We start from the raw sequence: 25,374 nt of genomic DNA, 5'->3' as shown, positions 1-25,374 counted from the left end.
CGGTCCTTGCGCACTGGACCGGGAACTACGCGCTCGACATCAGTCGAACCTCCTTCATCGCATTCCACTCATCACATGCGACTTCGTGTCGCACGATGGGGTTGACCCAAGAGGCGTAGGTCGGGGTGAAGTACAGCTCGACCTTGTGCTTTGTAGCCCAGCGGCGGATGTCGGTGCCTTTGTGGGCCCAGGATCACGTAGATGGGGGCGCCGTCTGGCCGGGCGGCGCGGATCGACTTGAGCGCGGCCAGCGTGTTCGCGGCACCTTTCTTGCGGCGGTTGACGCCCCACAACATGTCGTCGCCGACCGAGGAGCAGCCGTGGAAGTACCGGACTCCATGGGTGCGGTGGTAGGTGGCCGGCACCCGGTCGGAGTGTTTCCGTTCGGCCCAGCCCGAGCCTGCGGTGGGCCGGATCCCGAGTGGGCCGAACTCGTCGAACGCGAAGACCCGGCCGGGGAAACGGTCCAGGACGTGCTCGATCCGGTCCAGCTTCGCCTCGCGGTCGGGGTCGGTGGATTCCTTCCAGGTCTTGGTGCGCTGGAAGGTGACTCCACGGCGGGCGAGCAGGCCGCGTAACGCCTCGCGGCCGATACGGATCACTCGGCCGTGGACTGTGCGCAGGTAGGCGACGAGTTTGCGTAGCGACCAGCGAGTGAAAGGCTGGCCGAGCTTGGTGGGGCGGGTGGTGGCCGTCTGGACGACGAAGTCCTCGTCGTCATCGCTGAGTTTGATCGCCGGGGTCTTGTGCGTGCCGTAGTTGTCGCAGATCAGATGGACGTCCAGCTCGACGGGGACGCTCTTGTCGATGATGATCAGGAACTTCTTGAACTCGGCGGCGCGGTGCCGGCGGCGCAGTTCCCCGATGACGGTGCCGTCGGCGACGTCGAACGCGGCGAACAGGCTAGTGATCCCGTTGCGCACATAGTCATGGGTGCGCCGCTCGGGCATGCCCGGCATCATCGGCAGCACCGGCTGGGAGCGATCCAGCGCCTGGATCTGCGACTTCCCATCCACACACAACACCACCGCCCGCTCTGGCGGGTTGTGGTACAGCCCCACGACGTCGACGACCTTCTCCACGAACAACGGATCACTCGACAGCTTGAAGGTAACGGCCCGATGCGGCTTGAGCCCGAAATCCCGCCAGATCCGCCCGATCGTCGATCTGCTCAGCCCGCTGCGCTCGGCCATCGAGGCCCGCGACCAGTGCGTGGCGCCTCTGGGCGTCTCCTCCAGCGCCGCCACCACCACCTGTTCGACCCGGTCCAGGGTGATCGACGGCGGCCGGCCCGGACCGGCCCCCGGTTTGGCACACGCCAGCACGATCTTCGCCCGGATCGCCAGCCTTGACGGCTCCGCCGACATACCGATCAGCCGAGCACGCTCAGCCTCACTCAGATGAATCTTCACCGCCGATGGACCCGGATGCGACATACGAATCAGCACAGGAACTTACACAGCGAATTTCAGGCGCATGACACTAGCCGAAGCCGCCGGGTCGGCGTCGATCGGCCGGCCGGCTGATCACGTGAGCAGGGCGCGGGCCGGCCGATGGCCGCCCCGGCGGCGATGTACCAGGCGTTGGCGAGCCTGGTCGTCCACGGCGGGGTCACGGTGACCACGGCGACGGCGGCCGTCAGGGGGTCGACGATCGCCGTGGTCCCGCGCTGCCAGAGGACCCCGGCCATGAGGGCGAGGGCCGCGGCGTTCAGGCCGTCGAACAGGGCGGAGGTCCAGGCGCGGCCGGGCGCCTCACCTCATGAGGAAACGCCCCCCCGACGGAGCCCCCGCGGTCGGCGCGCCGGGGATTTGCCCCAGATCTGCATGTGGGGCCGCTAGTGGTGTTAGCGATCACATAAAGCCCGCCGGTGGACCGCTTCATTTCTCTCGCGGGAAGGAATGCGTGCGCGGAGCCAATACGATGCGGCCGATCCACGTCAAGGAAAGACCCTCAGCCCTTTTCCCTACACTCCCGCCCCGGCAGGTCTTCAGCTGCCCTTACGGGCACCCGATCGTATCGTGCGGGACCGGCTTCGGGGTGAAGCGTTCAGCGATGGCGCCGACCCACCGCCGTACGGGCAGGTTCGCCGCGAGTCCTCCCGGCCTGGATTCCGGCGCTGGTCCGCGTCTCCGGCGAGCCACCGGCGCCGAGCGGCCCGCCCCCGCTCGCCCACGGATGCCGCAGCAGGTTTCCTGATTGTTTCGGGCATCTTTTGAAAGAGCTCTTGTCTGGAATGCCTCGTCAATTTACAGTCTCACACGAGGGTTACGAAAATCTTGCGAAACTTACTTTCATCCCATTGACGGGTTCGATGGACGCTGCCCGGCCCCCATTCTCCTGAAAGGGTCTCCTGTGTTGCGATTCGGATCCCAGGTGTGCATCGCGCCCACTTTTGTTAGCGCTAACATATAGCGTCGCCGCACTCCGCCCTCATCGAGAACGAAGTCGACCTGAGAGCGGCGGGACTGCGCAGGGTCGCGCTCGGGCTCGTCGCCACACTCGCCTGTGTCGCCCTGATGTCCACGGGCGGCGCGAACGCGCCGGCCCACGGCTACGTGCGTCTCGTCGCCCGCCACAGCGACAAGTGCCTCGACGTGCTGAACGCCGGCACCGCCGACGGAACCCAGGTCGTGCAGTGGACCTGCGGCACCGGCACCAACCAGCAGTGGCTGCGTACCCCAGGTGTGATCATGAGCGAAAGCGAGAACCCGCGAAACGGACAGCGGAAAGGTCCGCGGGAACCGGCACGTCGCTCGCCCGCCACAGTGGAACCGCCGTGACGGGGCGGTCCACCGGAAGCGGATCCGCCCGGTCCTGCTCGGCGGGGCGTAGGCGATCGACCGGGATCCGAAACCGGTGAGGAAGCTCTGGTTTCAGATCCCGGTAGGTCTCTTTTCAAGGACGGGGCGGCTCGGTGTTCAGGACTCCGGAGCGGAAGGCCGTCACCTCCACCCGGGCACCGGGGAAGCCCGCCTCGCGTACGGCGGGCACCAGGCCCGGCAGGCCGGCGGTCCGGGACGCCAGGCCGGCGTCCACCTCCACCCGCACCCGGTCGCCGAGATCACGCACCCGCAGGTCGGTGACCGGCAGGCCGGCCCGCGCCAGCAGGCGGCGCACCGCCCGCTCGGCCCTCTCGATCCGGTGCAGCCGGGCCGGCGTCACCTCAAGGCCGTAGGCCACCCGGCTGGCCAGGCAGGGCGCGGCCGGCTTGTCCCAGGTGACCAGGCCCCACGCCTTGCTGGCCCGCCGTACCTCGTCCTTGGTCAGGCCGGCGTCCCGCAGCGGGGCGAGCACCCCGCGCTCGTCGGCGGCCCTGATCCCCGGCCGGAACGGGTCCACGGCGTCGTCGGCGTTGGTGCCGGTGGCGACGTGGGCGAAGCCGTGCTCCGCCGCCACCCGGCCGATCACGTCGAGTACCTCCGACTTGCAGAAGTAGCAGCGGTCGCGGCCGTTGGCCCGGTAGCCGGGGTTCGCCGCCTCGTCGGTGCGGGGCAGCAGGTGCCGTACGCCGAGGGAGACCGCGAACCGCCGGGCCACGTCGAGCTCCTCGGCCGCCAGGCTGTCGGAGACCGCCGTCACCGCCAGCACCCGGCCGGTCCCGGCCGCCCGGACCGCCGCCGCCAGCACCAGCGCGGAGTCGGCCCCGCCGGAGAAGGCGACGGCCAGCGAGGGCAGGGCCGCCAGCCGGTCGAGCAGTGTGGCGATCTTGGCGTCGGGGGTCATCCCGGTCCCTCCTGCGTGGGGGGCCGCTCGCGGGCCAGCCGCAGCGCCCGGGCGGCCGTCTCGCGCAGGGACAGGCCGAGGGCGGCCGAGGCGGCGGCCACGTCGTCGTGTTCGGGTTTGGCCGAATGGGGGCCGTGCTTGACACGCACGCGATGGCCGGCCAGGTCCACCTCGGTGGTGTGCCGGGGCAGGGCCGTGCGCTCGACCGCGACCTCGCGTACGCCGAGCGCGCCGGTCTCGGCGAGGATCAGCTCGCGCAGGGCCGGGGCGGCGGGGCGGCGGCACAGCAGGTGCAGCACGTGCGCCGGCCGGCCCTTCTTCATGGTGGCCGGGGTGGCCCAGGCGTCCAGGGCGCCGGCGTCGAGGGCCCGCGCGATGGTGTGGCCGAGCACCTCGCCGGTGACGTCGTCCAGGTTGGTCTCCAGGACTAGCAGGGGCTCGGTGCCGGCGTCGCGGGCGGGTTCGGCGACGGTGACGGCGACGATGTTCGGGCGGTCGGGCAGTTCCCGGGTGCCCGCGCCGTAGCCGGTCGCCACCGGGGTCATCGGCGGCGGCGGGGTGTACCGCGCCCGCATGGCGCGCAGCAGCGCCGCCCCCGTGGGGGTCACGGTCTCCCCCGGCAGGTCGCTGCCGGTCACCAGAGCCCCCCGCAGCAGGGCGGCGGTCGCGGGGGCCGGTACGGGCAGCACGCCGTGGCGGGTTCTCACCGTGCCGGTGCCCAGGGGGATCGGGGCGCAGTGGACGGCCGTGACGCCGAGCAGGTGCAGCGCGGCGGCCACGCCGACGATGTCCACGAGCGCGTCGTGGCCGCCCAGCTCGTGCAGGTGCACCTGGCCGGGGTCGGTGCCGTGGATCCGGCCCTCGGCCTCGGCGATCGCCCGCAGCGCGGCGGTGGCGAGGGCGGCGACCGGTTCCGGCCGGGCGGCCGCGGCCATGGAGATCAGCTCGGCCGCCCGCCGCTCGGTCGCCGTGTCGGTGACCGTGACTCGTACGCGGGTCACCGACAGCCCGTGGCTGACCGCCCGCCCGGCCGTCAGCTCCCACCCGGTGAGGCCGGTCGATGCCACGGCCGCGCGGATGCCCTCCAGCGGGGCCCCGGCGTCGACGAGCGCCGCCAGCAGCATGTCCCCGGCCAGTCCCGTGAACGGGTTGACCCAGCAGATCACGGCTCTCCCCCCTGCCGCGCGCCCGCTGGGAGGGGCCGGGGCGCAGGAGGGTCCGTGCCGGCCGGGGGCGGGGCGGGCGAAGAGTGGGGCGGGGACGGCGGGGACGGCGGGGCGGGCGAAGAAGCGGGCGGGGACGGCGGGGCGGTGCGGCGGGTGGCGTCGCGGGCGACGGCGTGGGCGAGACGGTGAGCGGCCATGGCGGCGCCGAAGCCGGAGTCGATGTTGACCACGGTGAGGCCGGCGGCGCACGAGGACAGCATCGCCAGCAGGGCGGTGACGCCCTCCAGGGCCGCGCCGTACCCGACGGAGGTGGGCACCGCGATCACCGGCGCGGCCACGAGACCGCCGACGGCGCTGGCCAGCGCGCCCTCCATGCCCGCCACGACGATCACCGCGTCGGCCGCGCGCAGCCGCCCGGTCTCGGCGAGCAGCCGGTGGATGCCCGCCACGCCCACGTCGCGGACCACGGTGACGGCCAGCCCGAGCGCCCGGGCCACGGCCGCCGCCTCGGCCGCCACCGGCCCGTCTGACGTGCCCGCCGTGACCACCGTGACCGCGAAGGATCCGGTCGCGGCCGGCCGCCACACCAGCAGCCGCGCCACCGGGTCGTGGGACCCGCCCGGCACGGCCGCCAGGACGGGCCCGGCGACCGCCTCCTCGACCCGCGTGGCCAGCACCGGGCCGGTGTTGCGGGCGAGCAGGGCGGACGCGATGGCGGCGATCTCCTCGGCGGTCTTGCCCGGCCCGTAGACGACCTCGGGCGTCCCCTGGCGGGCCTCCCGGTCCACGTCGACCCGGGCGAAGCCCAGGTTCACCACGCGTTCGCTCATGCCCGGCCGCCGGACAGGTAGGGGATGGTCTGCGGGCCCTCCGGCAGCACGCACACGCGGGCGCCCGGCCCGGCGGCTGCCAGCGCCTCGGTCACCGTGGCCGCGATGTCGTCGGTGCGCTCCAGGTGGGCGGTGGCCAGGTCCGCGTCGCTGAGGTACGAGGTGTGCACCACCACCCGCGCGCCCGCCTGGATGCGCGCCTGGATCTGCACCTGCCACTGGTCGGGGACGGTCACCGGCCGGGCGGCGATCGCGTCGAGCAGCGCCTGCGGGGAGGGCTCCGAGGCGAGCACCTCGCGGTAGGAGCCGTGGTCGGGGAAGCCGTCGCGGCACTCGGCGGCGCAGACGATCACGCCGCCCGGCCGGACCACCTGAAAGGCCGCCGACATGCCCTTGACCGCCTGGTAGAGGTTCTGGTCGAGGGGGTAGCCGGAGTTGGTGGTGACCACCACGTCGAAGGGCGCCTCGACCTCCCGCATCGCGACCCGGCGGGCGGCGGCGGTGGCGGCGGCGTGCATGGGCAGGATGTCGCCGCCGAACGCGGCCGCGATGTCCTTGTCCCGGTTGAGGATCACGTCGAGGGCGAAGGTCACCCCGGTGCCCTCGGCGATGGCCCGCACGTCGTCGTGCACGGGGTTGCCCTCGATCACTCCCCAGGTGGCCCGGGGGTCGCCGATGCGGGCGGCGTCGTGCAGGGTGAGCACGGTCTCCAGCGCGGCCAGGCCGGGGGCGACCAGCTTGGGCCCGCCGGAGAAGCCCGCGAAGAAGTGCGGCTCCACGAAACCGGTGGTGATTTTCACGTCGGCCTCGACCCAGGCGGTGTTCAGCCACACCGGTACGTCCTTGCCGAAGCGGCCGAGGTAGGTGAGCGATCCCGGGTCGCGGGCGTCGTGGTTGACGATCCGCACGGAGTCGGCGACCGTGTCGCCGAACATCGCGCGCAGCTCGGCCTCGGTGTTGCCGCGATGGGTGCCGGTCGCGACGAGGATGGTCACGTCGTCGAGGTCGACGACGCCGTCGAGCTCGTCGAGGATGGCCGGGATCATCAGGTGCCTCGGCTGGGGGCGGGTGATGTCGCAGGCCGAGATGGCGACGGTCTGGCCGGGCCGTACCCTCTCGCGCAGCGGCGGCCCGGACACCGGGTGGCGCAGGGCCGTCCGCAGCGCGCCCATCTGGTCGGGCGCGGCCGCGTGGTGGACGGGGGTCACCACCGTGGTGGCGGCGTCGGGCAGTTCGACCGTCAGGCCGGTCTCCCCGTAGGCCAAGCGGACCTTCATCGTGTCTCCTCACCGCCGAGCTCCGACCAGAGCCCGTCGGCGAGCTTAGTACCGGGCGGGGCCAGGTCGCCGTCGGCCTCGTCCGGGGAGCCCTCGACGTCGTCGAGCACCGAGCGCAGCCACGTCTCGGTCGTGCCGATGTGCACCAGCGCCGCCGCCTGGGCGAGCGTCGCGTCGCCGGCGGCCAGGGCGTTGTAGATCGCCTCGTGCTCGGCGATGGTCTTGTGCGAGCTGCCGGTCTCGACCGTGCCGCGCCACACCCTCACCCGCAGGGTGCGGCCGGAGATCCCGTCGAGCAGGGTGGACAGCGTCTCGTTGCCGGTCGCCCGCACCACGGCGCGGTGGAAGGCGGCGTCGTGGTGGTTCAGTTTCTCCACGTCGTCGCTGGCCGCGCGCATCGCGGTCAGGTGCCCGCCGACCTCGGCGAGCTGTTCGGCGGAGATCCGGGACGCGGCCAGCGCGGTCGCCGCGGGCTCCAGCATCCGCCGCACCTGGACGATCTCCAGCAGCGTGTCGTCGCGCAGCAGCTCGACGGCGAGCCCCAGCCCTTCCAGCAGCAACCGCGGTTCCAGGCTGGTCACGTAGGTGCCGTCACCCCGCCGTACGTCGAGCACCCGGGCCACGACCAGCGCCTTGACCGCTTCGCGCAACGGGTTGCGGGAGACGCCGAGCTGGGCGGCGAGCTGGTGCTCGGGAGGGAGCCGGGCACCCGGGGGAAGATCGCCCGACCGGACGAGCGCCCGGATGCGGGAGATCGCCTCGTCGGTCAGGGACACGGGCGCGACCTTTGGTCGTGGAGTCGCTCGATCGGTACGCAGGTCACGGCGGGAACATAACAGACATCCCATGTCCAGGCGAGAGTCTGATTCGTCACGAAGCAAACATGGGTTGTATGCGTACGAGATACCCCTGTCATATACGACTTTCGCCCCATGTTAGCGATATCTCGCCGAAGGGTCTAGACACATCGCGCCGGGAGGATTACAAAGACATCCCATGTCCATGTGGTGAAGATCTCTTCACCTTCCGGAAACATCCGCTGGAGGTAGTCCTTCGTGCGCACGCATCGCCAGAGCGGGTCACCGTGACGGAGCTGATCACTGCGGTCGAGGCCCACGACATCCGGTTCCCCACCTCTCGATACCTCGACGGTTCCGACGCCATGAACCCCGAGCCCGACTACTCCGCCGCCTACGTGATCGTGCGGACCGGCGGCGGGCAGGAGGGGCACGCGCTCGCCTTCACCGTAGGGCGCGGCAACGAGATCGCCGTCGCCGCCGTGGAGTCGCTGGCGCCGCTGGTCACCGGACGGCCGGTGGCCGAGGTGCTCGGCGATCTCGGCGGGGTGTCGCGCCGGCTCACCGGCGACAGCCAGCTGCGCTGGCTCGGCCCGGAGAAGGGCGTCATCCACATGGCGGCGGGGGCCGTGCTCAACGCCCTGTGGGACCTGCGGGCGCGCAGGGCGGGCAAGCCGCTGTGGCGGCTGCTGTCCGAGCTGTCGCCGGAGGAGATCGTCGACGTCGTCGACTTCCGCTACCTGGAGGAGGCGCTCACCCGGGAGGAGGCGCTCACCATCCTGCGCGACGCCGAACCGGGCCGCGACGGGCGCCGCGCGCGCCTGCTCGCCGAGGGCTACCCGGCCTACACCACCACCCCCGGCTGGCTCGGCTACACCGACGACAAGCTGGTCCGGCTGGCCAAGGAGGCGGTCGCCGACGGGTTCCGCCTCATCAAGCTGAAGGTCGGCGCCGATCCGGCCGAGGACGTGCGGCGCGTGCGGCTGGCCCGCGAGGCGGTCGGCCCCGACGTGCGCATCGCCGTGGACGCCAACCAGGCGTGGAACGTCGGCCAGGCGATCGAGTGCCTGGCCCCGCTCGCCGAGTTCGACCTGTACTGGATCGAGGAGCCCACCTCCCCCGACGACGTGCTCGGCCACGCCGCCATCCGCGAGCGGGTCGCGCCCGTCAAGGTCGCCACCGGCGAGCACGCCCACAACCGGGTGATGTTCAAGCAGTTCCTGCAGGCGGGCGCGATCGACGTCCTGCAGCTCGACGCGGCCAGGGTCGCCGGGGTCAACGAGAACATCGCCATCCTGCTGCTGGCCGCCAAGTTCGGGGTGCCGGTGTGCCCGCACGCGGGCGGCGTCGGCCTGTGCGAGATGGTGCAGCACCTGGCGATGTTCGACTACGTGGCCGTCAGCGGCACCACCGAGGACCGCGTCATCGAGTACATCGACCACCTGCACGAGCACTTCACCGACCCGGTGGTGATCAGGGACGGCCGGTACGTCGCCCCCCTCGAACCGGGCGGCGGCGGCGAGATGCTTCCGGCGTCGCGCGCCGAGTACGCCTACCCGCGCGGCCCCCGGTGGATCTCCGGCACGAACACCGGCACAAGCGCCGACACGGCCGCTGACACAACCGCCGACGCAGGCGCCGGCACAACCGCCGACGCGGGCGCCGGCATGGGAGGAACGAAGTGACGGGCACCTTCGACGGGCTCAGGGCCGTCGTCACCGGCGGTGCCTCCGGCATCGGCCTGGCCACCGCCACCCTGCTGGCCGAGCGGGGGGCCCGCGTCGCCTGCCTCGACCTGTTCCCCGACGTCCCCGGCGTGCCCGAACCCCTGCTCGGGGTGCGGGCCGACGTGACCGGCGACGCCTCGGTGCGGGCCGCCGTGGCCGAGGCCGCCGACCGGCTCGGCGGCATCGACATCCTGGTGAACAACGCGGGCATCGGCGCCCAGGGCGGGATCGAGGACAACGACGACGACGAATGGCACCGGGTCTTCGACGTCAACGTGTTCGGCATGGTCCGGGTGGCGAGGGCCGCGCTGCCGTACCTGCGGGCCTCACGGGCCGCGGCGATCGTGAACACCTGCTCCATCGCGGCGACCGCCGGGCTGCCCCGGCGGGTCCTGTACGCCTCCACCAAGGGCGCGGTGCTGGCCATGACCCGGGCCATGGCGACCGACCTGGTCGCCGAGGGCATCCGCGTCAACTGCGTCAACCCCGGCACCGCCGACACCCCGTGGGTGAACCGGCTGCTGGCGGCCGCCACCGACCCCGAAGAGGAACGCCGGGCACTCGCCGCCCGTCAGCCGATGGGCCGCCTGGTCTCGGCGGAGGAGGTGGCCGAGGCCATCGCGTACCTCGCGAGCCCTCTCGCCGGTTCGACCACCGGCACCGACCTGGCCGTGGACGGCGGCATGCACGGACTCCGGCCGCGACCCAGCACAGGAAAGGAACAGCCATGAGACGAGGACTCGCCCTGGGAACGGCCGTCGCCCTGGCGGCCGGCCTGACCGGCGCCTGCGGGGGCGACGCCGGCGGCGGCACGGCGGCCGCCCCACAAGGCGGCAAGCCGGTCGTCGGGGTGGACTACCCCCGCTCCGACACCGACTTCTGGAACTCCTTCATCAAGTACGTCCCCCAGTTCGGCGCCGAGAACGGCTTGGAGCTGAAGACCTCCAACTCCCAGAACGACATCTCCAAGCTCACCGCCAACGTGCAGAGCCTCATCGGCCAGGGCGTCAAGGGCCTCGTGCTGGCGCCGCAGGACACCGCCGCCGTGGCCCCCACCCTCCAGCAGCTCACCGCCAAGAAGATCCCCGTCGTCATGGTCGACACCCGTCCCGAGCAGGGCGACGCCTACATGGTGGTGCGCGCCGACAACCGGGCCTACGGGGAGAAGGCGTGCAAGTTCCTCGGCGAGAAGCTGTCCGGCAAGGGCAAGGTCATCATGCTCCAGGGCGACCTGGCCTCCATCAACGGCCGCGACCGCACCGAGGCGTTCAACGAGTGCATGAAGACCGACTACCCGGACATCACGGTGTTCGGCGAGGCCACCAACTGGGACGGCGCCATCGCCTCGCAGAAGCTCCAGACGCAGCTCACCGCCAATCCCGACATCAAGGGCGTCTACATGCAGTCGAGCTTCGCCCTGTCGGGCACCCTCCAGGTGCTCAAGCAGCGCGGGCTGCTCGTCCCACCGACCGACCCCAAGCACGTCTTCGTCATCTCCAACGACGGCATCCCCCAGGAGCTGAAGGAGATCGCCGCCGGCAACATCGACGCCACCGTCTCGCAACCGGCCGATCTGTACGCCAAGTACGCGCTGGAGTACACCAAGGCCGCCATCGACGGGAAGACGTTCAAGCCCGGCGCGACCGACCACGACAGCAACATCGTCCAGGTGCGGCCGGGCCTGCTGGAGGACCAGCTCTCCGCGCCCCTGGTCACCGCCGACGGCGGCACCTACGGCGACGTCCCGAGCGTCAAGCCGGACGACTCCTCGCTGTGGGGCAACACCCTTGGCGGCTGACCCGGCGCCCACCCCTCTCGTCGAGGCGGTGGGCGTCACCAAGAGGTACGGCGAGACCGTCGCGCTGGACCGCGCCGGAATCCAGATCATGCCCGGCCGCACCCATGCCCTGGTCGGCCGCAACGGGGCCGGGAAGTCCACCCTGGTCTCGATCCTCACCGGCCTGCAGCCCCCCGACGAGGGCGAGGTGCGGTTCGGCGGCGAACCCGCCCCGCGTCTCGCCGACCGCGACGCCTGGCGGCGGCGGGTGGCCTGCGTCTACCAGAAGTCCACGATCATCCCCGAGCTGACCGTGGCGGAGAACCTCTACCTGCACCGCCACGACCTGAACCGGTTCGGGCTGGTCCGCTGGGGCGCGCTGCGGCGCAAGGCGGCCACGCTGCTCGCCGCCTGGTCGGTGGACGTCGACGTACGCCTGCCGGCCGGCGAGCTGGACGTCGAGCAGCGGCAGTTCGTGGAGATCGCCCGCGCGCTGTCCTTCGGCGCCCGGTTCATCATCCTCGACGAACCGACCGCCCAGCTCGACGCCGCCGCCATCGCCCGGCTGTTCACCCGCATCCGCGCCCTGCAGGAACAGGGGGTGACCTTCCTGTTCATCAGCCACCACCTGCAGGAGATCTACGAGATCTGCGACACGGTCACCGTCTTCCGCGACGCCCGGCACATCCTGACCACCCCGGTGGCCGACCTGACGCACGCCGAGCTGGTGGCGGCGATGGCGGGAGAGGCCACCGGCCTGACCACCGCGCTCCCCCGGACGCCGGTGCCCGCCGACGCCGGCGTGGTGCTCGGCGTGCGCGACCTGTCGTGCGGCGACGCCTACCGGGAGATCGACTTCCACGTCCGGGCCGGCGAGATCGTCGGCCTGGCGGGCGCGGCCGCCAGCGGCCGGACCGAACTGGCCGAGACCGTCGCCGGGCTGCGCGCGGCCGATTCGGGCGCGATCGAGGTCTCCGGCCGGCGCCCCCGTCCCGGCAGCGTGCCCGACGCGCTCGCCGCGGGTGTCGGCTTCGTCCCCCGCGACCGGCACCACCAGGGGTTCGTCTCGATGATGTCGATCGCCGACAACGCCACCATGACCGTCCCCGAACGGCTCGGCGAGGCCGGCCTGATCAACGGCCGGCGGCGTGACCGGCTGGCCAGGACCCTGATCGACAATCTGGCGATCAAGACCCCCGGCCCCGGCCTGCCCGTGATGGGCCTGTCCGGCGGCAACCAGCAGAAGGTCGTGATGGCCAGGGCGCTCGCCTCCGACCCCCGGCTGCTCGTGCTGGTCACCCCCACCGCCGGGGTGGACGTGAAGTCCAAGGAGTTCCTGCTCGGCAAGGTCGAGGAGACGGCCGCCAAGGGAAGCGGCGTGCTGATCGCCTCCGACGAGCTCGACGACCTGCGGCTGTGCGACCGGCTGCTGGTGATGTTCCAGGGCCGCCTCGTCACGGAGATGGCCGCCGGATGGCACGACCACGACGTGGTGGCGGCCATGGAAGGAGTCCGGCTCGATGCCCTCGATGCCCCCGATGCCTGAGAAGACCCGCCCGCCCGCCACCGAGGGCGCCGCCCCCCGGCAGGAGCGGCCGCGGGTGCGGCTGGCCCGGCTGCGCGACCTCGCGCTGATCCCCGCGATCATCGTGATCGCCGTCGTCGGCCAGATCGTCCACCCGATCTTCCTGCAGCCCGACAACCTGATCAACATCCTGCAGACCATGTCGGAGATGTCGCTGCTGGTGATGGCGCAGACGATCGTCCTGGTCGCCGGCAAGATGGACCTCTCGCTGGAGTCGACGTTCGGTCTCGCGCCGGGCGTGGCCGCCTGGCTCACCGTCGCCGTCGGCTCGGGCGCCGGACTGGGCGTGCTGCCGGGCGCCTGGGCGATCCCGGTCACCCTGGCCGTCGGCGTGCTGATCGGCGCGGTCAACGCGCTGCTGATCGTGCGGTTCGGGCTCAACGGCTTCATCGTCACCCTCGGCATGCTGATCGTGCTGCGCGGCCTGCTCACCGGCATCTCCGGCGGCCAGACCTTCTTCAACCTGCCGCCGTCGATGCTCTATCTCGGCTCGGCCCTGTGGTTCGGCGTACCCGCCTCGATCTGGCTGTGCCTGCTGCTGTTCGCCGCCGGCATCGTGCTGCTCGGCTTCACCCGCTACGGTCGCGCCCTGTACGCCATCGGCGGCAACGTGGACGCGGCCAAGGCCGCCGGCATCCGCACCGGCCGGGTGCTGTGGACCGCCCTGGTGGGCGCGAGCCTGCTCGCCGCCCTCGGGGGCCTGCTGCTGTCGGGACGCCTCGCCTCGGTGGCCGCCGCCCAGGGCGACGGCGCCATCTTCACCGTGTTCGCCGCGGCCGTCATCGGAGGCGTCAGCCTCAACGGCGGCAAGGGCACGATGTTCGGCGCGTTCACCGGCATCCTGCTCCTCTACATGATCCAGAACGTCCTCACCCTCGCCGGCGTGCCCGCCCAGTGGATCCAGGCACTCAACGGCGCCATCATCCTCATCGCCCTCATCCTGTCCCGCCTCACCGGAGGCAAGGTCCAGGAATAGCCCTCCTCAGTTCTTCTCCCGTTCCTCCGCCATGGCACTTCCAACCGCCACACCCCCTACCGATTGGAACGACATGTCCGACGAGCACCACCTGACACGCAGGCGCCTGATGCAGCTCGGAACGGCCGGAGCGGGCGCTCTGCTGTTACCCCTGCAGTGGACGGCTGCCGCCAGAGCCGCCTCGGCGCCCCCTCCGGCGGTGAGCGCCGCGGGCGACCTGGCGCTGTGGTACGACGAGAGCGCCGGCACGGAATGGCTGCGCGCGCTTCCGATCGGCAACGGCCGCCTGGGCGCCATGGTCTTCGGCAACGTCGACACCGAGCGCCTGCAGCTCAACGAGGACACCGTCTGGGCAGGCGGGCCGTACGACCAGAGCAACACCAGGGGCGCGGGGGCGCTCGGGCAGATCCGGCAGCTGGTCTTCCAGAACCAGTGGAGCCAGGCCCAGACCCTGATCGACCAGAACATGCTCGGCAGCCCCGCGGGCCAGCTGGCCTACCAGACCGTCGGCAACCTGCGGCTCGCCTTCGGCAACACCTCCGGGGTCTCGGAGTACAACCGCTACCTGGACCTGACCACGGCCACCACGACGGTGTCGTACCTGAAGAACGGCGTGCGCTACCAGCGCGAGACGTTCGCGAGCGCGCCGGACCAGGTGATCGTCATGCGCCTCACCGCCGACAGGGCCGGCTCGATCACCTTCTCCGCGACGTTCGACAGCCCCCAGCAGACGACGCGATCCAGCCCGGACGGCGCGACGGTGGCGCTCAGCGGCGTCTCGGGCAACATGGAGGGCAAGACCGGCGCGGTCCGGTTCCTCGGGCTGGCCCGGGCCGTCGTCGAGGGCGGCACCGTCAGCAGTTCCGGCGGCACGCTGCAGGTGACGGCCGCGAACAGCGTGACGGTGCTGATCTCCATCGGCTCCAGCTACCGCAACTTCCGCGACGTCGGCGGCGACTACCAGGGCATCGCGCAGCAGCATCTGAACGCCGCCGTCGCCAGGACCTTCGCCGACCTGCGCGCCCGGCACGTCGCCGACTACCAGCGGCTGTTCGGGCGCACGACGCTCGACCTCGGCCGCACCTCGGCGGCCGACCAGCCGACCGACGTGCGGATCGCGCAGCACAACAGCGTCAACGACCCGCAGTTCTCGGTGCTGCTATTCCAGTTCGGCCGCTACCTGCTGATCTCCTCCTCCCGGCCCGGCACCCAGCCGGCCAACCTGCAGGGCATCTGGAACGACTCGCTGGCCCCGTCCTGGGACTCGAAGTACACCATCAACGCCAACCTGCCGATGAACTACTGGCCGGCCGACACGACGAACCTGTCGGAGTGCTTCGAGCCGGTGTTCTCGATGATCAACGACCTCACGGTCACCGGTGCCCGCACGGCCCAGGTCCAGTACAACGCCGGCGGCTGGGTGGCCCACCACAACACCGACGCGTGGCGGGCCACCTCCGTCGTCGACGGCGCGTTCTGGGGCATGTGGCAGACCGGCGGCGCGTGGCTGGCCACCCTGATCTGGGAGCACTACACCTTCACCGGCGACCTCGACTTCCTGCGGCAGTACTACCCGGCGATGAAGGGCGCCGCGCAGTTCTTCCTCGACACCCTCGTGCAGGAGCCGAGCCTCGGGTTCCTGGTCACGAACCCGTCGAACTCCCCGGAGCTGGCCCACCACAGCGGCGTCAGCGTCTGCGCCGGCCCCACGATGGACAACCAGATCCTGCGCGACCTGTTCGACGGCTGCGCCAAGGCCAGCCAGGCGCTCGGCGTCGACTCCGACTTCCGAACCCGGGTCCTGTCCACCCGGGACCGGCTCCCTCCGATGAAGACCGGCTCGCGCGGCAACATCCAGGAGTGGCTGTACGACTGGGTCGAGACCGAGCCCGCCCACCGGCACGTCTCCCACCTCTACGGCCTGCACCCCAGCAACCAGATCACCAAGCGCGGCACCCCGGCGCTGTACAACGCCGCACGGCGGACCCTCGAACTGCGCGGCGACGACGGGACCGGCTGGTCACTCGCCTGGAAGATCAACTACTGGGCGCGGATGGAGGAGGGCGCCCGCGCGCACACCCTGCTCCGCCTCCTGGTGACGACGGCCCGGCTCGCGCCGAACATGTTCGACCTGCACCCGCCGTTCCAGATCGACGGCAACTTCGGCGCCACCTCCGGTATCGCGGAGATGCTCCTGCAGAGCCACAACGGCGAGCTGCACGTGCTCCCGGCGCTGCCGTCCGCCTGGCCGGCCGGGAAGGTGCAGGGGCTGCGGGGGCGCGGTGGCTACACCGTGGACACGACGTGGAGCTCCGGTACGGCCACCGAGATCCTCGTCAGGTTCGACCGCGACGGGACCGTCAACGTGCGCAACCGGATCTTCACCGGTACCTACCAGGTGGTCGACACCGGCAGCGGCGCGACCGTCACGGTCACCAAACCCGAGTCCGACGTCATCGCGCTGACCGGCCAGGCGGGCCGTACGTACCGCCTGACCGGAACCGGCGCACCGCAGCCCACCTATGTGCGGATCGCCAACGTGACCACCGGCCTGGCCCTGGACAGCGGCGGCAACGTCGCCTCCGGGTCGAACCTCAAGCAGTGGAACTACGACGGCAGCGCCAACCTGCAGTGGCAGCTCGTCGATCTGGGCAGCGGCTGGTACCGCATCGTCAACCGCGCCAACGGCATGGTCATCGACAGCTGGGGCAACACCGCCAACGGCGCCGTCGCCCGGCAGGCGGCCTGGAGCGGCAACAACAACCAGCAGTGGCGCCTCAACGACGTGGGCAACGGCCGCCGCCAGATCATCAACCGCGGCACCGGCACGGCCCTGGACGGCATGGGCAACGCCACCGCCGGTTCCACCGTGGCCATGTGGGCTCCCAACACCAGCACCAACAACCAATGGACCGTCACGGGCGTGTGACGGCCGGAAACCCGCGGCAGGCCCGACCATGCGCGCCGCCGCGACCGGCCACCGGTCGCGGCGGCGCGCATCCCGCGCGGGGGCGCGTGTCACAGGCCGGCACGCGCGTCACAGGCTGGTGTGCGTGTCGCAGACGGGCGTGCATCCCGCTCGGCACAGCGCGTCACAGGCCAGGGCATGGCGCGTCACAGGCCGGGGTGCGTGTCATGGGGCGTGCATCCCGGCACGGCGCGTCACAGGCCGGGGCGGGCCGCGCCAGGTCGACATGTGCCGGCGTGAGTGGCGGCGACGACGGCGCCAGACAAGATCAGTTCAAGGACGAGTTCCGGAGGTGGCGGTGACAGCGCTCCAGGCGGCTTCCGGCGGTCGGGGTGCCTACTGCCGGGAACGGATCCCAGCCGCACGCCGCGTCCATCGGATCAAGGGGTGGCGTCGGCCGGCCCTTCACCTCGGCAGGACCCCGGAAGACCGCCTCGCGGGCCTTCGCCTCCGCGAAGCCGGCAGGTGGATCCGGAGACCTTCACCCCGGCCGGGAATCCGAAGCCCGCACGGGACCTGGAGAAACGTCCGCCCGCGTCGAGGGGCGGACCGGCTGGATCACCGTGACAATTCTCCTTCAGAAACGGGGAACCGCCGGTCGGCGCGGCGACCGGAAGGCAGTGAATATCTGTTCGACGCAACTGTTTGCGCTAACATTCCTGCGATCAACGCTAGGTCCGCGTCGCGGTGGTGTCAATCGTTCACGCGCCAGAAACTTACGCATGATCCGGGGAGGGTTTCGGCCCTTCCCTAAAGCCACTATGCTCTCGCGGACGACAAGGTCGGCGACCGGTTCGGCCCGGTTCACCGGAGTGGTTTTCCGGACCATGCCGCCCACCGTGGCGGCCTTCGCGCGATGCCCGTCTCGATCGGCGTCCGGCGCCGAGCCGACGACGGGGACTCCTCGGCCGGAGTCATATCGGGAGCGTATACGGGATGTCACACGCTCCCCGAGCATGGCCGTTCTCGATGCTCCCGGTCGTCGCGCTCGCTTTCCCGCAAAGGGCCGGCCGATCGCGACACGACGAGCGCCGGAGGCCGACCGGAAGAGGAGTCACCACGCCTTATCCCCAGGTCACGAAAACCAGCTGGATTCGGTCCGAAGTTTACGGTTGCCAAGTCGTAACTTCTGTGAAACTTTCACTTGCGCAGGCGGCGTTGGGCGATCTCTCTCCGGACGAATGTCCAGGCAGGGAAGCGTGCCGACGACGATGCCCAGATCAGCGAGGATCGCGGCTCGTTGACGCCGACCGGCCAGTCGGATGTACTCCGCGACATCACCCCTCAGGAGCAGGCCATGGAGATCTGGAACCAGAAATGTTAGCGGTAACAATTTTCTGCGGCCGATACCTGGCCCCTGACCGGCCTAGGAGCACTGGATGCATCCCCGCCCCGGACGCCCGCCTGTCGTGGAACCGCCACCGGCCCCTCGCCGCGCCGGCCCTGCCGGTTCGTCGCCGAGTGCCGCGGGCCGCCAGGACGCGATCTTCCGGGCTGTCCCATGAGTGAGATGTTATCGCTAACAATCTCTCCGGACACGGCGCCCTCGCACCGGAAGCCGTGGCCGGCCGCTCCAGCGACCTGAGCACATGAAACGGGCGGCCGGTCCCGGTGGCTTCGGCCGGTCGCCACACTCCCCATCCCAAGGAGCTCCCCCCCATGCCCTTGAGCCGTCGCCAGTTCTTCCGGGCCGCGGGCGCGACCGCCGCGCTCTCGGCCGCCGGCCAGGTGGTGGGCACGTCCCCCGCCCTGGCCGCACTCCCCTGGGTCAGATCCGAGATCGGTGTCTCGGCCTACGAGTTCGACCTCGGCCAGGTCCGGCTCACCTCCGGCCGCTGGCTGGACAACCAGGACCGCACGCTCAACTACCTGCGCTTCGTCGACGTCGACCGGTTGCTGTACGTCTTTCGCGCCAACCACCGCCTGTCCACCAACGGCGCGGCGGCCAACGGCGGCTGGGACGCGCCCAGCTTCCCGTTCCGGTCCCACATGCAGGGCCACTTCCTGACGGCCTGGGCGCAGGCCTACGCCGTACTCGGGGACACCACCTGCCGGGACAAGGCCAACCAGATGGTCGCCGAGCTGGCCAAGTGCCAGGCCAACAACGGCGCGGCCGGGTTCACCAGCGGCTACCTGTCGGGCTTCCCCGAATCCGACATCACCGCGGTCGAGAACCGCACGCTGAGCAACGGCAACGTGCCGTACTACTGCATCCACAAGACCCTCGCCGGGCTGCTGGACGTGTGGCGGCACATCGGCAACACCCAGGCCAGGACCGTGCTCCTCGCCCTCGCCGGGTGGGTGGACACCCGGACCGGCCGCCTGTCCTCCAGCCAGATGCAGGCCATGCTGGGCACCGAGTTCGGCGGCATGAACGCCGTGCTCACCGACCTGTACCAGATGACCGGGGACACCCGCTGGCTCACGGTCGCGCAGCGCTTCGACCACGCCTCCGTGTTCAACCCGCTCGCCTCCAACCAGGACCAGCTCAACGGCCTGCACGCCAACACACAGGTGCCCAAGTGGATCGGCGCCGCACGGGAGTACAAGGCGACCGGGACCACCCGCTACCGCGACATCGCCGCCAACGCCTGGACCTTCACGATCAACGCCCACACCTACGCGAACGGCTCCAACAGCCAGGCCGAGCACTTCCGCGCCCCCAACGCCATCGCCGCGTACCTGAGCAGGGACACCGGCGAGGCCTGCAACACCTACAACATGCTCAAGCTCACCCGGGAGCTGTGGACGCTGGCGCCGACCCGGGCCGACTACTTCGACTACTACGAGAACGCCCTGTTCAACCACCTGATCGGCCAGCAGAACCCGGCCGACAGCCGGGGTCATGTCACCTACTTCACCCCGCTCAACCCCGGTGGCAGGAGGGGCGTCGGCCCGGCCTGGGGCGGCGGCACGTGGAGTACCGACTACAACTCGATGTGGTGCTGCCAGGGCACCGGCATCGAGACCAACACCAAGCTGATGGACTCGATCTACTTCCACAACGACACCACGCTGTTCGTGAACCTGTTCGCGCCCTCCACGCTCAACTGGTCACAGCGCGGCATCACGGTCACCCAGACGACGTCGTACCCGGTGAGCGACACCACGTCGTTGCAGGTCACCGGGAACGTGAGCGGGTCGTGGACGATGCGGGTCCGTATCCCGGCCTGGACCCAGGACGCGACGATCAGCGTCAACGGCGTCCAGCAGGAGGTCGCCACCACCCCGGGCAGCTACGCCTCGCTCACCCGGTCGTGGACGTCGGGCGACACGGTGACCGTACGGCTCCCGATGCGGGTGATCCTGAAGGCCGCCAACGACAACCCGAACCTGCAGGCCGTCACCTACGGCCCCATCGTGCTGGCGGGCAACTACGGGAACACCTCCCTGTCGGCGGCGCCGACGCTGACCCCCTCGACGATCACCCGGACCAGCACCTCGGCGCTGTCGTTCACGGCCACGGCCAACGGGGCGTCGGTGAACCTGGGCCCGTTCCACGACGCCGCCAACTACAACTACGTCGTCTACTGGAACACCAGCGGACAGGGCAGCGGGGGCGGCGGGGCGAGCTTCCGGCTGATCAACGCGGCCAGCGGGCTGGCGCTCGGCGTCCAGAACATGTCGACCGCGGACGGCGGCCTGGCGTTGCAGTGGACCGACAACGGCACCGCCGACCACGACTGGGTGCCGGTCGTGGACGGCAACGGGCTGCGGTTCCGCAACGTCAACAGCGGCAAGGTGCTGGGCGTCGAGAACATGTCCACGGCCGACAACGCCCGGGTCATGCAGTGGAGCGACAACGGCACCGCCGACCACCGGTGGACGGTCACCGACGTCGGCGACGGCTCGGTCAAGATCCGCAACGCCAACAGCTCGAAGCTGCTGGGCATCCTGAACGGCTCGACCGGCAACGGCGCCCAGGCGGTCCAGGACCCCGACAACGGCTCGGCCGACAACCAGTGGCGGTTCGTGCCCAACGGCGCGCGCCGCGTCCAGAACGTGGGGACCGGCATGGTGCTCGGGGTCACCAACATGTCCACCGCCGACGGCGGGCTCGTCGTCCAGTGGGGCGACACCGGCACCGCCGACCACCTCTGGACGGCCGTGGTCGACACCGGAGGTTACCTGCGCCTGCGCAACTCCAACAGCCAGAAGGTGCTGGGGGTGGAGAACGCCGCCACCGCGGCGGGCTCCCGGATCGTGCAGTGGGCCGACAACGGTACCAGCGACCACCGCTGGCGGCTGCGCTACGGGAACAACGCCGCCTTCCGCATCCAGTGCGCCAACGGCGGCCGGGTCCTCGGCCTGGCCGGCACCGCCCAGGGCGCGCAGGTCGTGCTCGCCGACGACAACGGCTCGAACAACAACCTCTGGAGGTTCCTGTGAGACGTGTGCTCGCGGTTCTCTCATCCCTGCTCCTCGTGGTCGTGTATCTCACGACCCAGTCCGCGAACGCGGCGACCGTCGACACCAATGCCTGGTACGTCCTGGTCAACCGCACCAGCGGCAAGGCCCTGGACGTCTACAACCAGTCGACGGCCGACGGCGGCCGGATCACGCAGTGGACCCGTAACAACAACAACAACCAGCAGTGGCAGTTCGTCGACTCCGGCGGCGGCTACTACCGCGTCAAGTCCCGCCTCTCCGGCAAGGTCCTGGACGTCAGCGGCTTCTCCACCGCCAACGGCGGCGCCGTCGTGCAGTGGTCCGACCTCAACGGCACCAACCAGCAGTGGCGCCTCGCCGACTCCGACGGCGGCTACGTCCGCCTGATCAACCGCAACAGCAACAAGGCCCTGGAGGTGCAGAGCGCCTCCACCGCCGACGGCGCCAACATCGTCCAGTACGACGACTGGGGCGGCGCCAACCAGCAGTGGCAGTTCGTCCAGGTCGGCGGCGGGCCGGACCCGACGCCCACCCCGACCCCGACCCCGACCCCGACGCCGGGCGGTAACTACACCAACCCGGTCGTCTGGCAGGACTTCGCCGACGGCGACATCATCCGGGTCGGCGACGCCTACTACTACTCGGCCTCGACGATGCACTACTCGCCCGGCGCGCCGATCCTGCGCTCCTACAACCTGGTCGACTGGGAGTACGCGGGCCACTCGGTCCCGCGCCTGGACTTCGAGTCCAACGCCTACGACCTCAACGGCGGCCGGGCCTACGTGAAGGGCATCTGGGCCTCCACCCTGAACTACCGGCCCAGCAACAGCACCTACTACTGGATCGGCTGCACCGAGTTCAACCGCACCTACGTCTACACCGCCTCGGCCGTGGACGGCACCTGGACCAAGCGCTCCCGGATCAACAACTGCTACTACGACGCCGGCCTGCTCGTCGACGACAACGACACCATGTACGTCGCCTACGGCAACGGCACGATCAGCGTCGCCCAGCTCTCGGCCGACGGTCTCAGCCAGGTGCGCTCCCAGCAGGTGTTCCAGACCCCCTCCAGCGTCGGCACCCTGGAGGGCGCCCGCTTCTACAAGCGCAACGGCTACTACTACATCTGGCTCACCCGCCCCGCCAACGGCCAGTACGTGCTGCGCTCCAGCAGCCCGTTCGGCCCGTACGAGATGCGCCAGGTCCTGCTGAACATGCCCGGCCCGATCTCCGGTGGCGGCGTGCCGCACCAGGGCGGCCTGGTCCAGACTCAGAACGGCGCCTGGTACTACATGTCGTTCGTCGACGCCTACCCCGGCGGCCGGGTACCGGCCCTGGCGCCGATCAACTGGAGCGCCGACGGCTGGCCGACCATCCAGACGGTCAACGGCGGCTGGGGCGTCAACTATCCGAAGCCGAACATCCAGACCACCAAGACCGTGGCCTCGATGATCGGTCCGGACACCTTCACCTCGGGCAGCCTCGGCCACCGGTGGGAGTGGAACCACAACCCCGACACCAGCCGCTTCTCCACCGGCAGCGGCCTGCGGCTGCAGACCGCGACCGTCACCAACGACCTCTACAACGCCCGCAACACCCTGACCCACCGCATCCAGGGCCCGTCGTCGACCGCGACGATCGAGCTCGACTACTCGGCGATGGCCAACGGTGACCGGTCCGGGCTCGCGATGCTCCGAGATCAGTCGGCCTGGATCGGCGTCAAACGCGACAACGGCGTCAACCGGGTGGTGATGACCAACGGCCTGACCATGAACAGCAGCTGGGCCACCACGGGCACCGGCACCGAGGCGGCGAGCGCCAACATCTCGGGCGGCCGGATCTGGCTACGTGTCAACGCCGACATCCGTCCGGGCTCCGGACGCCAGGCCCGGTTCTCCTACAGCACCGACGGCGTGAACTTCACCAACCTCGGTCCGGCCTTCACGTTGAACAACGCCTGGCAGTTCTTCATGGGATACCGCTTCGGGATCTTCAACTACGCCACCCAGGCACTGGGCGGAGCGGTGACCGTACGCCGGTTCGACCTCACCACACCGTAAAACCGAAGGGCATTTAGCTATGAACCCCCCAAATCGCCCGCCCCGGTCTTCCGGGCGCACACGGCTACGGAGATTCCTGTCCCTCCTGAGCGCCGGCGTGCTCGCCATCGGCGTGTCGGCGGCCATCTCCGCTCCGGCGGACGCCGCCTCCACGCTGGGCGCGTCGGCGGCCGAGAAAGGCGGTCGCTACTTCGGCGCCGCCATCGCCGCCGGCAGGCTCGGTGACTCCACCTACGTCAACATCCTGAACCGCGAGTTCAACTCGGTGACCGCCGAGAACGAGATGAAGTGGAGCTCCACCGAGCCCCAGCGCGGCAGCTTCAACTACACCAGCGCCAACCGGATCGTGAACCACGCCCTGGGACAGGGGATGAAGATCCGCGGTCACACGCTGCTCTGGCACGGGCAGCAGCCCGGCTGGGCCCAGGGCCTGTCCGGTTCCGACCTGCGCAATGCCGCGATCAACCACGTCACCCAGGTCGCCACCTACTTCCGCGGCAAGATCCACTCCTGGGACGTCGTGAACGAGGCGTTCGCCGACGGCGGCAGCGGCGGGCGGCGCGACTCCAACCTGCAGCGCACCGGCAACGACTGGATCGAGGCGGCCTTCCGGGCCGCCCGGGCCGCCGACCCGGGCGCCAAGCTCTGCTACAACGACTACAACACCGACGGGATCAACGCCAAGAGCACCGGCATCTACAACATGGTGCGCGACTTCAAGTCGCGCGGAGTGCCGATCGACTGCGTCGGCTTCCAGTCCCACCTGGGCGGCTCCATCTCCGGTGACTACCAGGCCAACCTCCAGCGCTTCGCCGACCTCGGCGTCGACGTCCAGATCACCGAGCTCGACGTGGCCCAGGGGTCCAACCAGGCCAACATCTACGCCGCGGTGACCCGGGCGTGCCTGGCGGTCTCCCGGTGCAACGGCATCACCGTCTGGGGCATCCGCGACAGCGACTCCTGGCGCACCGGGGAGAACCCCCTGCTGTTCGACTCCTCCGGCAACAAGAAGGCCGCCTACACCAGCACGCTCAACGCCCTCAACGGCGGCTCCACCAACCCGACCCCGACGCCGACGCCGACCTCCGGCGGGCCGATCGACACCAACGCCTGGTACGTCCTGGTCAACCGCACCAGCGGCAAGGCCCTGGACGTCTACAACCAGTCGACGGCCGACGGCGGCCGGATCAGCCAGTGGACCCGCACCAACGGCAACAACCAGCAGTGGCAGTTCGTCGACTCCGGCGGCGGCTACTACCGCGTCAAGTCCCGCCACTCCGGCAAGGTCCTGGACGTCAGCGGCTTCTCCACCGCCAACGGCGGCGCCGTCGTGCAGTGGTCCGACCTCAACGGCACCAACCAGCAGTGGCGCCTGGCGAACTCCGACGGCGGCTACATGCGCCTGATCAACCGCAACAGCAACAAGGCCCTGGAGGTCCAGGGCGCCTCCACCGCCGACGGCGCCAACATCGTCCAGTACGACGACTGGGGCGGCGCCAACCAGCAGTGGCAGCTCTCCCGTGTCAACTGAGCGGTTCTCGAACAAGGAGCACATAGTGGAAATCACGCACGTCCGGCGCCCGCGCCGAAATACGGCGGCGATCATCGCGGCCGTGACCACGCTCGTGGCCGGTCTCCTGGTCGCGCTGGCCTCGACGAACGCCGCGAACGCGGCGACCGTCGACACCAACGCCTGGTACGTCCTGGTCAACCGCACCAGCGGCAAGGCCCTGGACGTCTACAACCTCGCCACCAACGACGGCGCCCGCATCACCCAGTGGACCCGTAACAACGGCAACCAGCAGCAGTGGCAGTTCGTCGACTCCGGCGGCGGCTACTACCGCGTCAAGTCCCGCCACTCCGGCAAGGTCCTGGACGTCAGCGGCTTCTCCACCGCCAACGGCGGCGCCGTCGTGCAGTGGTCCGACCTCAACGGCACCAACCAGCAGTGGCGCCTCGCCGACTCCGACAGCGGCTACGTCCGCCTGATCAACCGCAACAGCAACAAGGCCCTGGAGGTCCAGGGCGCCTCCACCGCCGACGGCGCCAACATCGTCCAGTACGACGACTGGGGCGGCGCCAACCAGCAGTGGCAG

General features: G+C 70.5%; 17 protein-coding genes and 2 pseudogenes. 11 read left to right on the top strand and 8 right to left on the bottom strand.

The window, feature by feature from the left end:
• Positions 1–85: 85 nt before the first annotated feature.
• The 3 genes and pseudogenes from ACFFRH_RS42905 to ACFFRH_RS42895 all read right to left on the bottom strand — a co-directional run.
• Positions 86–728: pseudogene (locus tag ACFFRH_RS42905) on the bottom strand (transposase); the annotation flags it as partial.
• Positions 729–1,301 (bottom strand): annotated as a pseudogene (locus tag ACFFRH_RS42900) (IS630 family transposase); the annotation flags it as partial.
• Positions 1,302–1,468: 167 nt separating this feature from the next.
• Positions 1,469–1,690 carry a hypothetical protein gene (locus ACFFRH_RS42895; protein ID WP_344746561.1) on the bottom strand — a complete coding sequence of 74 codons (222 nt, stop codon included), beginning with the start codon at positions 1,688–1,690 and terminating at the stop codon, positions 1,469–1,471.
• 829 nt (positions 1,691–2,519) lie between these two features.
• Here ACFFRH_RS42895 and ACFFRH_RS42890 point away from each other — a divergent pair.
• Entirely contained in the window at positions 2,520–2,783 is a 264-nt protein-coding gene (locus tag ACFFRH_RS42890) for an RICIN domain-containing protein (protein ID WP_344746562.1), read from the top strand.
• 115 nt (positions 2,784–2,898) lie between these two features.
• Here ACFFRH_RS42890 and larE read toward each other — a convergent pair whose 3' ends face one another.
• From larE to ACFFRH_RS42865, 5 genes are read right to left on the bottom strand one after another with little or no spacing between them, the layout of a single operon-like run.
• A complete protein-coding gene (larE, locus tag ACFFRH_RS42885) occupies positions 2,899–3,726 on the bottom strand; it encodes an ATP-dependent sacrificial sulfur transferase LarE (RefSeq protein WP_386163862.1) in 828 nt (275 codons plus the stop codon).
• Positions 3,723–4,892 carry a nickel pincer cofactor biosynthesis protein LarC gene (gene larC / locus ACFFRH_RS42880; protein ID WP_344746565.1) on the bottom strand — a complete coding sequence of 390 codons (1,170 nt, stop codon included), beginning with the start codon at positions 4,890–4,892 and terminating at the stop codon, positions 3,723–3,725. The genes larE and larC overlap by 4 nt, the downstream gene beginning before the upstream one ends.
• Positions 4,889–5,722 (bottom strand): nickel pincer cofactor biosynthesis protein LarB, encoded by an 834-nt coding sequence (gene larB, locus ACFFRH_RS42875; RefSeq protein WP_344746566.1) that lies wholly within the window; start codon positions 5,720–5,722, stop codon positions 4,889–4,891. The genes larC and larB overlap by 4 nt, the downstream gene beginning before the upstream one ends.
• Positions 5,719–6,999 (bottom strand): nickel-dependent lactate racemase, encoded by a 1,281-nt coding sequence (gene larA, locus ACFFRH_RS42870; RefSeq protein ID WP_386163859.1) that lies wholly within the window; start codon positions 6,997–6,999, stop codon positions 5,719–5,721. Before larA ends, larB begins: the two co-directional genes overlap by 4 nt.
• Positions 6,996–7,775, bottom strand: coding sequence for a FadR/GntR family transcriptional regulator (locus ACFFRH_RS42865; protein WP_386163857.1), 780 nt, complete (start codon positions 7,773–7,775; stop codon positions 6,996–6,998). The genes larA and ACFFRH_RS42865 overlap by 4 nt, the downstream gene beginning before the upstream one ends.
• 308 nt (positions 7,776–8,083) lie before the next feature.
• On the opposite strand from ACFFRH_RS42865, the gene ACFFRH_RS42860 reads away from it, so the two are divergent.
• The 10 genes from ACFFRH_RS42860 to ACFFRH_RS42815 form a co-directional block, all read left to right on the top strand.
• Positions 8,084–9,481, top strand: a complete 1,398-nt coding sequence (locus ACFFRH_RS42860; protein WP_344746571.1) for an enolase C-terminal domain-like protein — start codon at positions 8,084–8,086, stop codon at positions 9,479–9,481.
• Positions 9,478–10,254 carry an SDR family NAD(P)-dependent oxidoreductase gene (locus tag ACFFRH_RS42855; RefSeq protein WP_344746573.1) on the top strand — a complete coding sequence of 259 codons (777 nt, stop codon included), beginning with the start codon at positions 9,478–9,480 and terminating at the stop codon, positions 10,252–10,254. Before ACFFRH_RS42860 ends, ACFFRH_RS42855 begins: the two co-directional genes overlap by 4 nt.
• On the top strand, positions 10,251–11,321 hold the full coding sequence (locus tag ACFFRH_RS42850; protein ID WP_344746574.1) for a sugar ABC transporter substrate-binding protein: 1,071 nt from the start codon (positions 10,251–10,253) through the stop codon (positions 11,319–11,321). Before ACFFRH_RS42855 ends, ACFFRH_RS42850 begins: the two co-directional genes overlap by 4 nt.
• Positions 11,311–12,846 carry a sugar ABC transporter ATP-binding protein gene (locus ACFFRH_RS42845; protein ID WP_344746575.1) on the top strand — a complete coding sequence of 512 codons (1,536 nt, stop codon included), beginning with the start codon at positions 11,311–11,313 and terminating at the stop codon, positions 12,844–12,846. Before ACFFRH_RS42850 ends, ACFFRH_RS42845 begins: the two co-directional genes overlap by 11 nt.
• Positions 12,821–13,861, top strand: coding sequence for an ABC transporter permease (locus ACFFRH_RS42840; RefSeq protein WP_344746576.1), 1,041 nt, complete (start codon positions 12,821–12,823; stop codon positions 13,859–13,861). The genes ACFFRH_RS42845 and ACFFRH_RS42840 overlap by 26 nt, the downstream gene beginning before the upstream one ends.
• A 73-nt stretch (positions 13,862–13,934) precedes the next feature.
• Positions 13,935–16,790 carry a glycosyl hydrolase family 95 catalytic domain-containing protein gene (locus ACFFRH_RS42835; RefSeq protein ID WP_386163853.1) on the top strand — a complete coding sequence of 952 codons (2,856 nt, stop codon included), beginning with the start codon at positions 13,935–13,937 and terminating at the stop codon, positions 16,788–16,790.
• Positions 16,791–18,488: 1,698 nt separating this feature from the next.
• A complete protein-coding gene (locus ACFFRH_RS42830; protein ID WP_386163851.1) occupies positions 18,489–21,218 on the top strand; it encodes a beta-L-arabinofuranosidase domain-containing protein in 2,730 nt (909 codons plus the stop codon).
• Positions 21,215–23,278, top strand: a complete 2,064-nt coding sequence (locus tag ACFFRH_RS42825) for a family 43 glycosylhydrolase (RefSeq protein ID WP_386163849.1) — start codon at positions 21,215–21,217, stop codon at positions 23,276–23,278. The genes ACFFRH_RS42830 and ACFFRH_RS42825 overlap by 4 nt, the downstream gene beginning before the upstream one ends.
• A gap of 97 nt (positions 23,279–23,375) precedes the next feature.
• Complete coding sequence (locus tag ACFFRH_RS42820; RefSeq protein WP_386163847.1) at positions 23,376–24,809, top strand: glycoside hydrolase family 10 protein; 1,434 nt, start codon at positions 23,376–23,378, stop codon at positions 24,807–24,809.
• A gap of 82 nt (positions 24,810–24,891) precedes the next feature.
• On the top strand, positions 24,892–25,374 hold a 483-nt coding region (locus tag ACFFRH_RS42815; RefSeq protein ID WP_386163845.1), incomplete at its 3' end, for an RICIN domain-containing protein.

It is taken from the genome of Streptosporangium vulgare, from assembly GCF_042428775.1.
In the GTDB taxonomy this organism is placed as follows: domain Bacteria; phylum Actinomycetota; class Actinomycetes; order Streptosporangiales; family Streptosporangiaceae; genus Streptosporangium; species Streptosporangium vulgare.
This window is presented reverse-complemented; position numbering and strand designations above follow the sequence as displayed.

Excerpts from the sequence above, each read along its gene's own strand:
- ACFFRH_RS42895 (WP_344746561.1), bottom strand. The coding sequence starts at position 1,690 with ATGGCCGGGGTCCTCTGGCAGCGCGGGACCACGGCGATCGTCGACCCC.
- ACFFRH_RS42890 (WP_344746562.1), top strand. The coding sequence starts at position 2,520 with ATGTCCACGGGCGGCGCGAACGCGCCGGCCCACGGCTACGTGCGTCTC.
- larE (WP_386163862.1), bottom strand. The coding sequence starts at position 3,726 with ATGACCCCCGACGCCAAGATCGCCACACTGCTCGACCGGCTGGCGGCC.
- larB (WP_344746566.1), bottom strand. The coding sequence starts at position 5,722 with ATGAGCGAACGCGTGGTGAACCTGGGCTTCGCCCGGGTCGACGTGGAC.
- larA (WP_386163859.1), bottom strand. The coding sequence starts at position 6,999 with ATGAAGGTCCGCTTGGCCTACGGGGAGACCGGCCTGACGGTCGAACTG.
- ACFFRH_RS42850 (WP_344746574.1), top strand. The coding sequence starts at position 10,251 with ATGAGACGAGGACTCGCCCTGGGAACGGCCGTCGCCCTGGCGGCCGGC.
- ACFFRH_RS42840 (WP_344746576.1), top strand. The coding sequence starts at position 12,821 with ATGCCCTCGATGCCCCCGATGCCTGAGAAGACCCGCCCGCCCGCCACC.
- ACFFRH_RS42835 (WP_386163853.1), top strand. The coding sequence starts at position 13,935 with ATGTCCGACGAGCACCACCTGACACGCAGGCGCCTGATGCAGCTCGGA.
- ACFFRH_RS42830 (WP_386163851.1), top strand. The coding sequence starts at position 18,489 with ATGCCCTTGAGCCGTCGCCAGTTCTTCCGGGCCGCGGGCGCGACCGCC.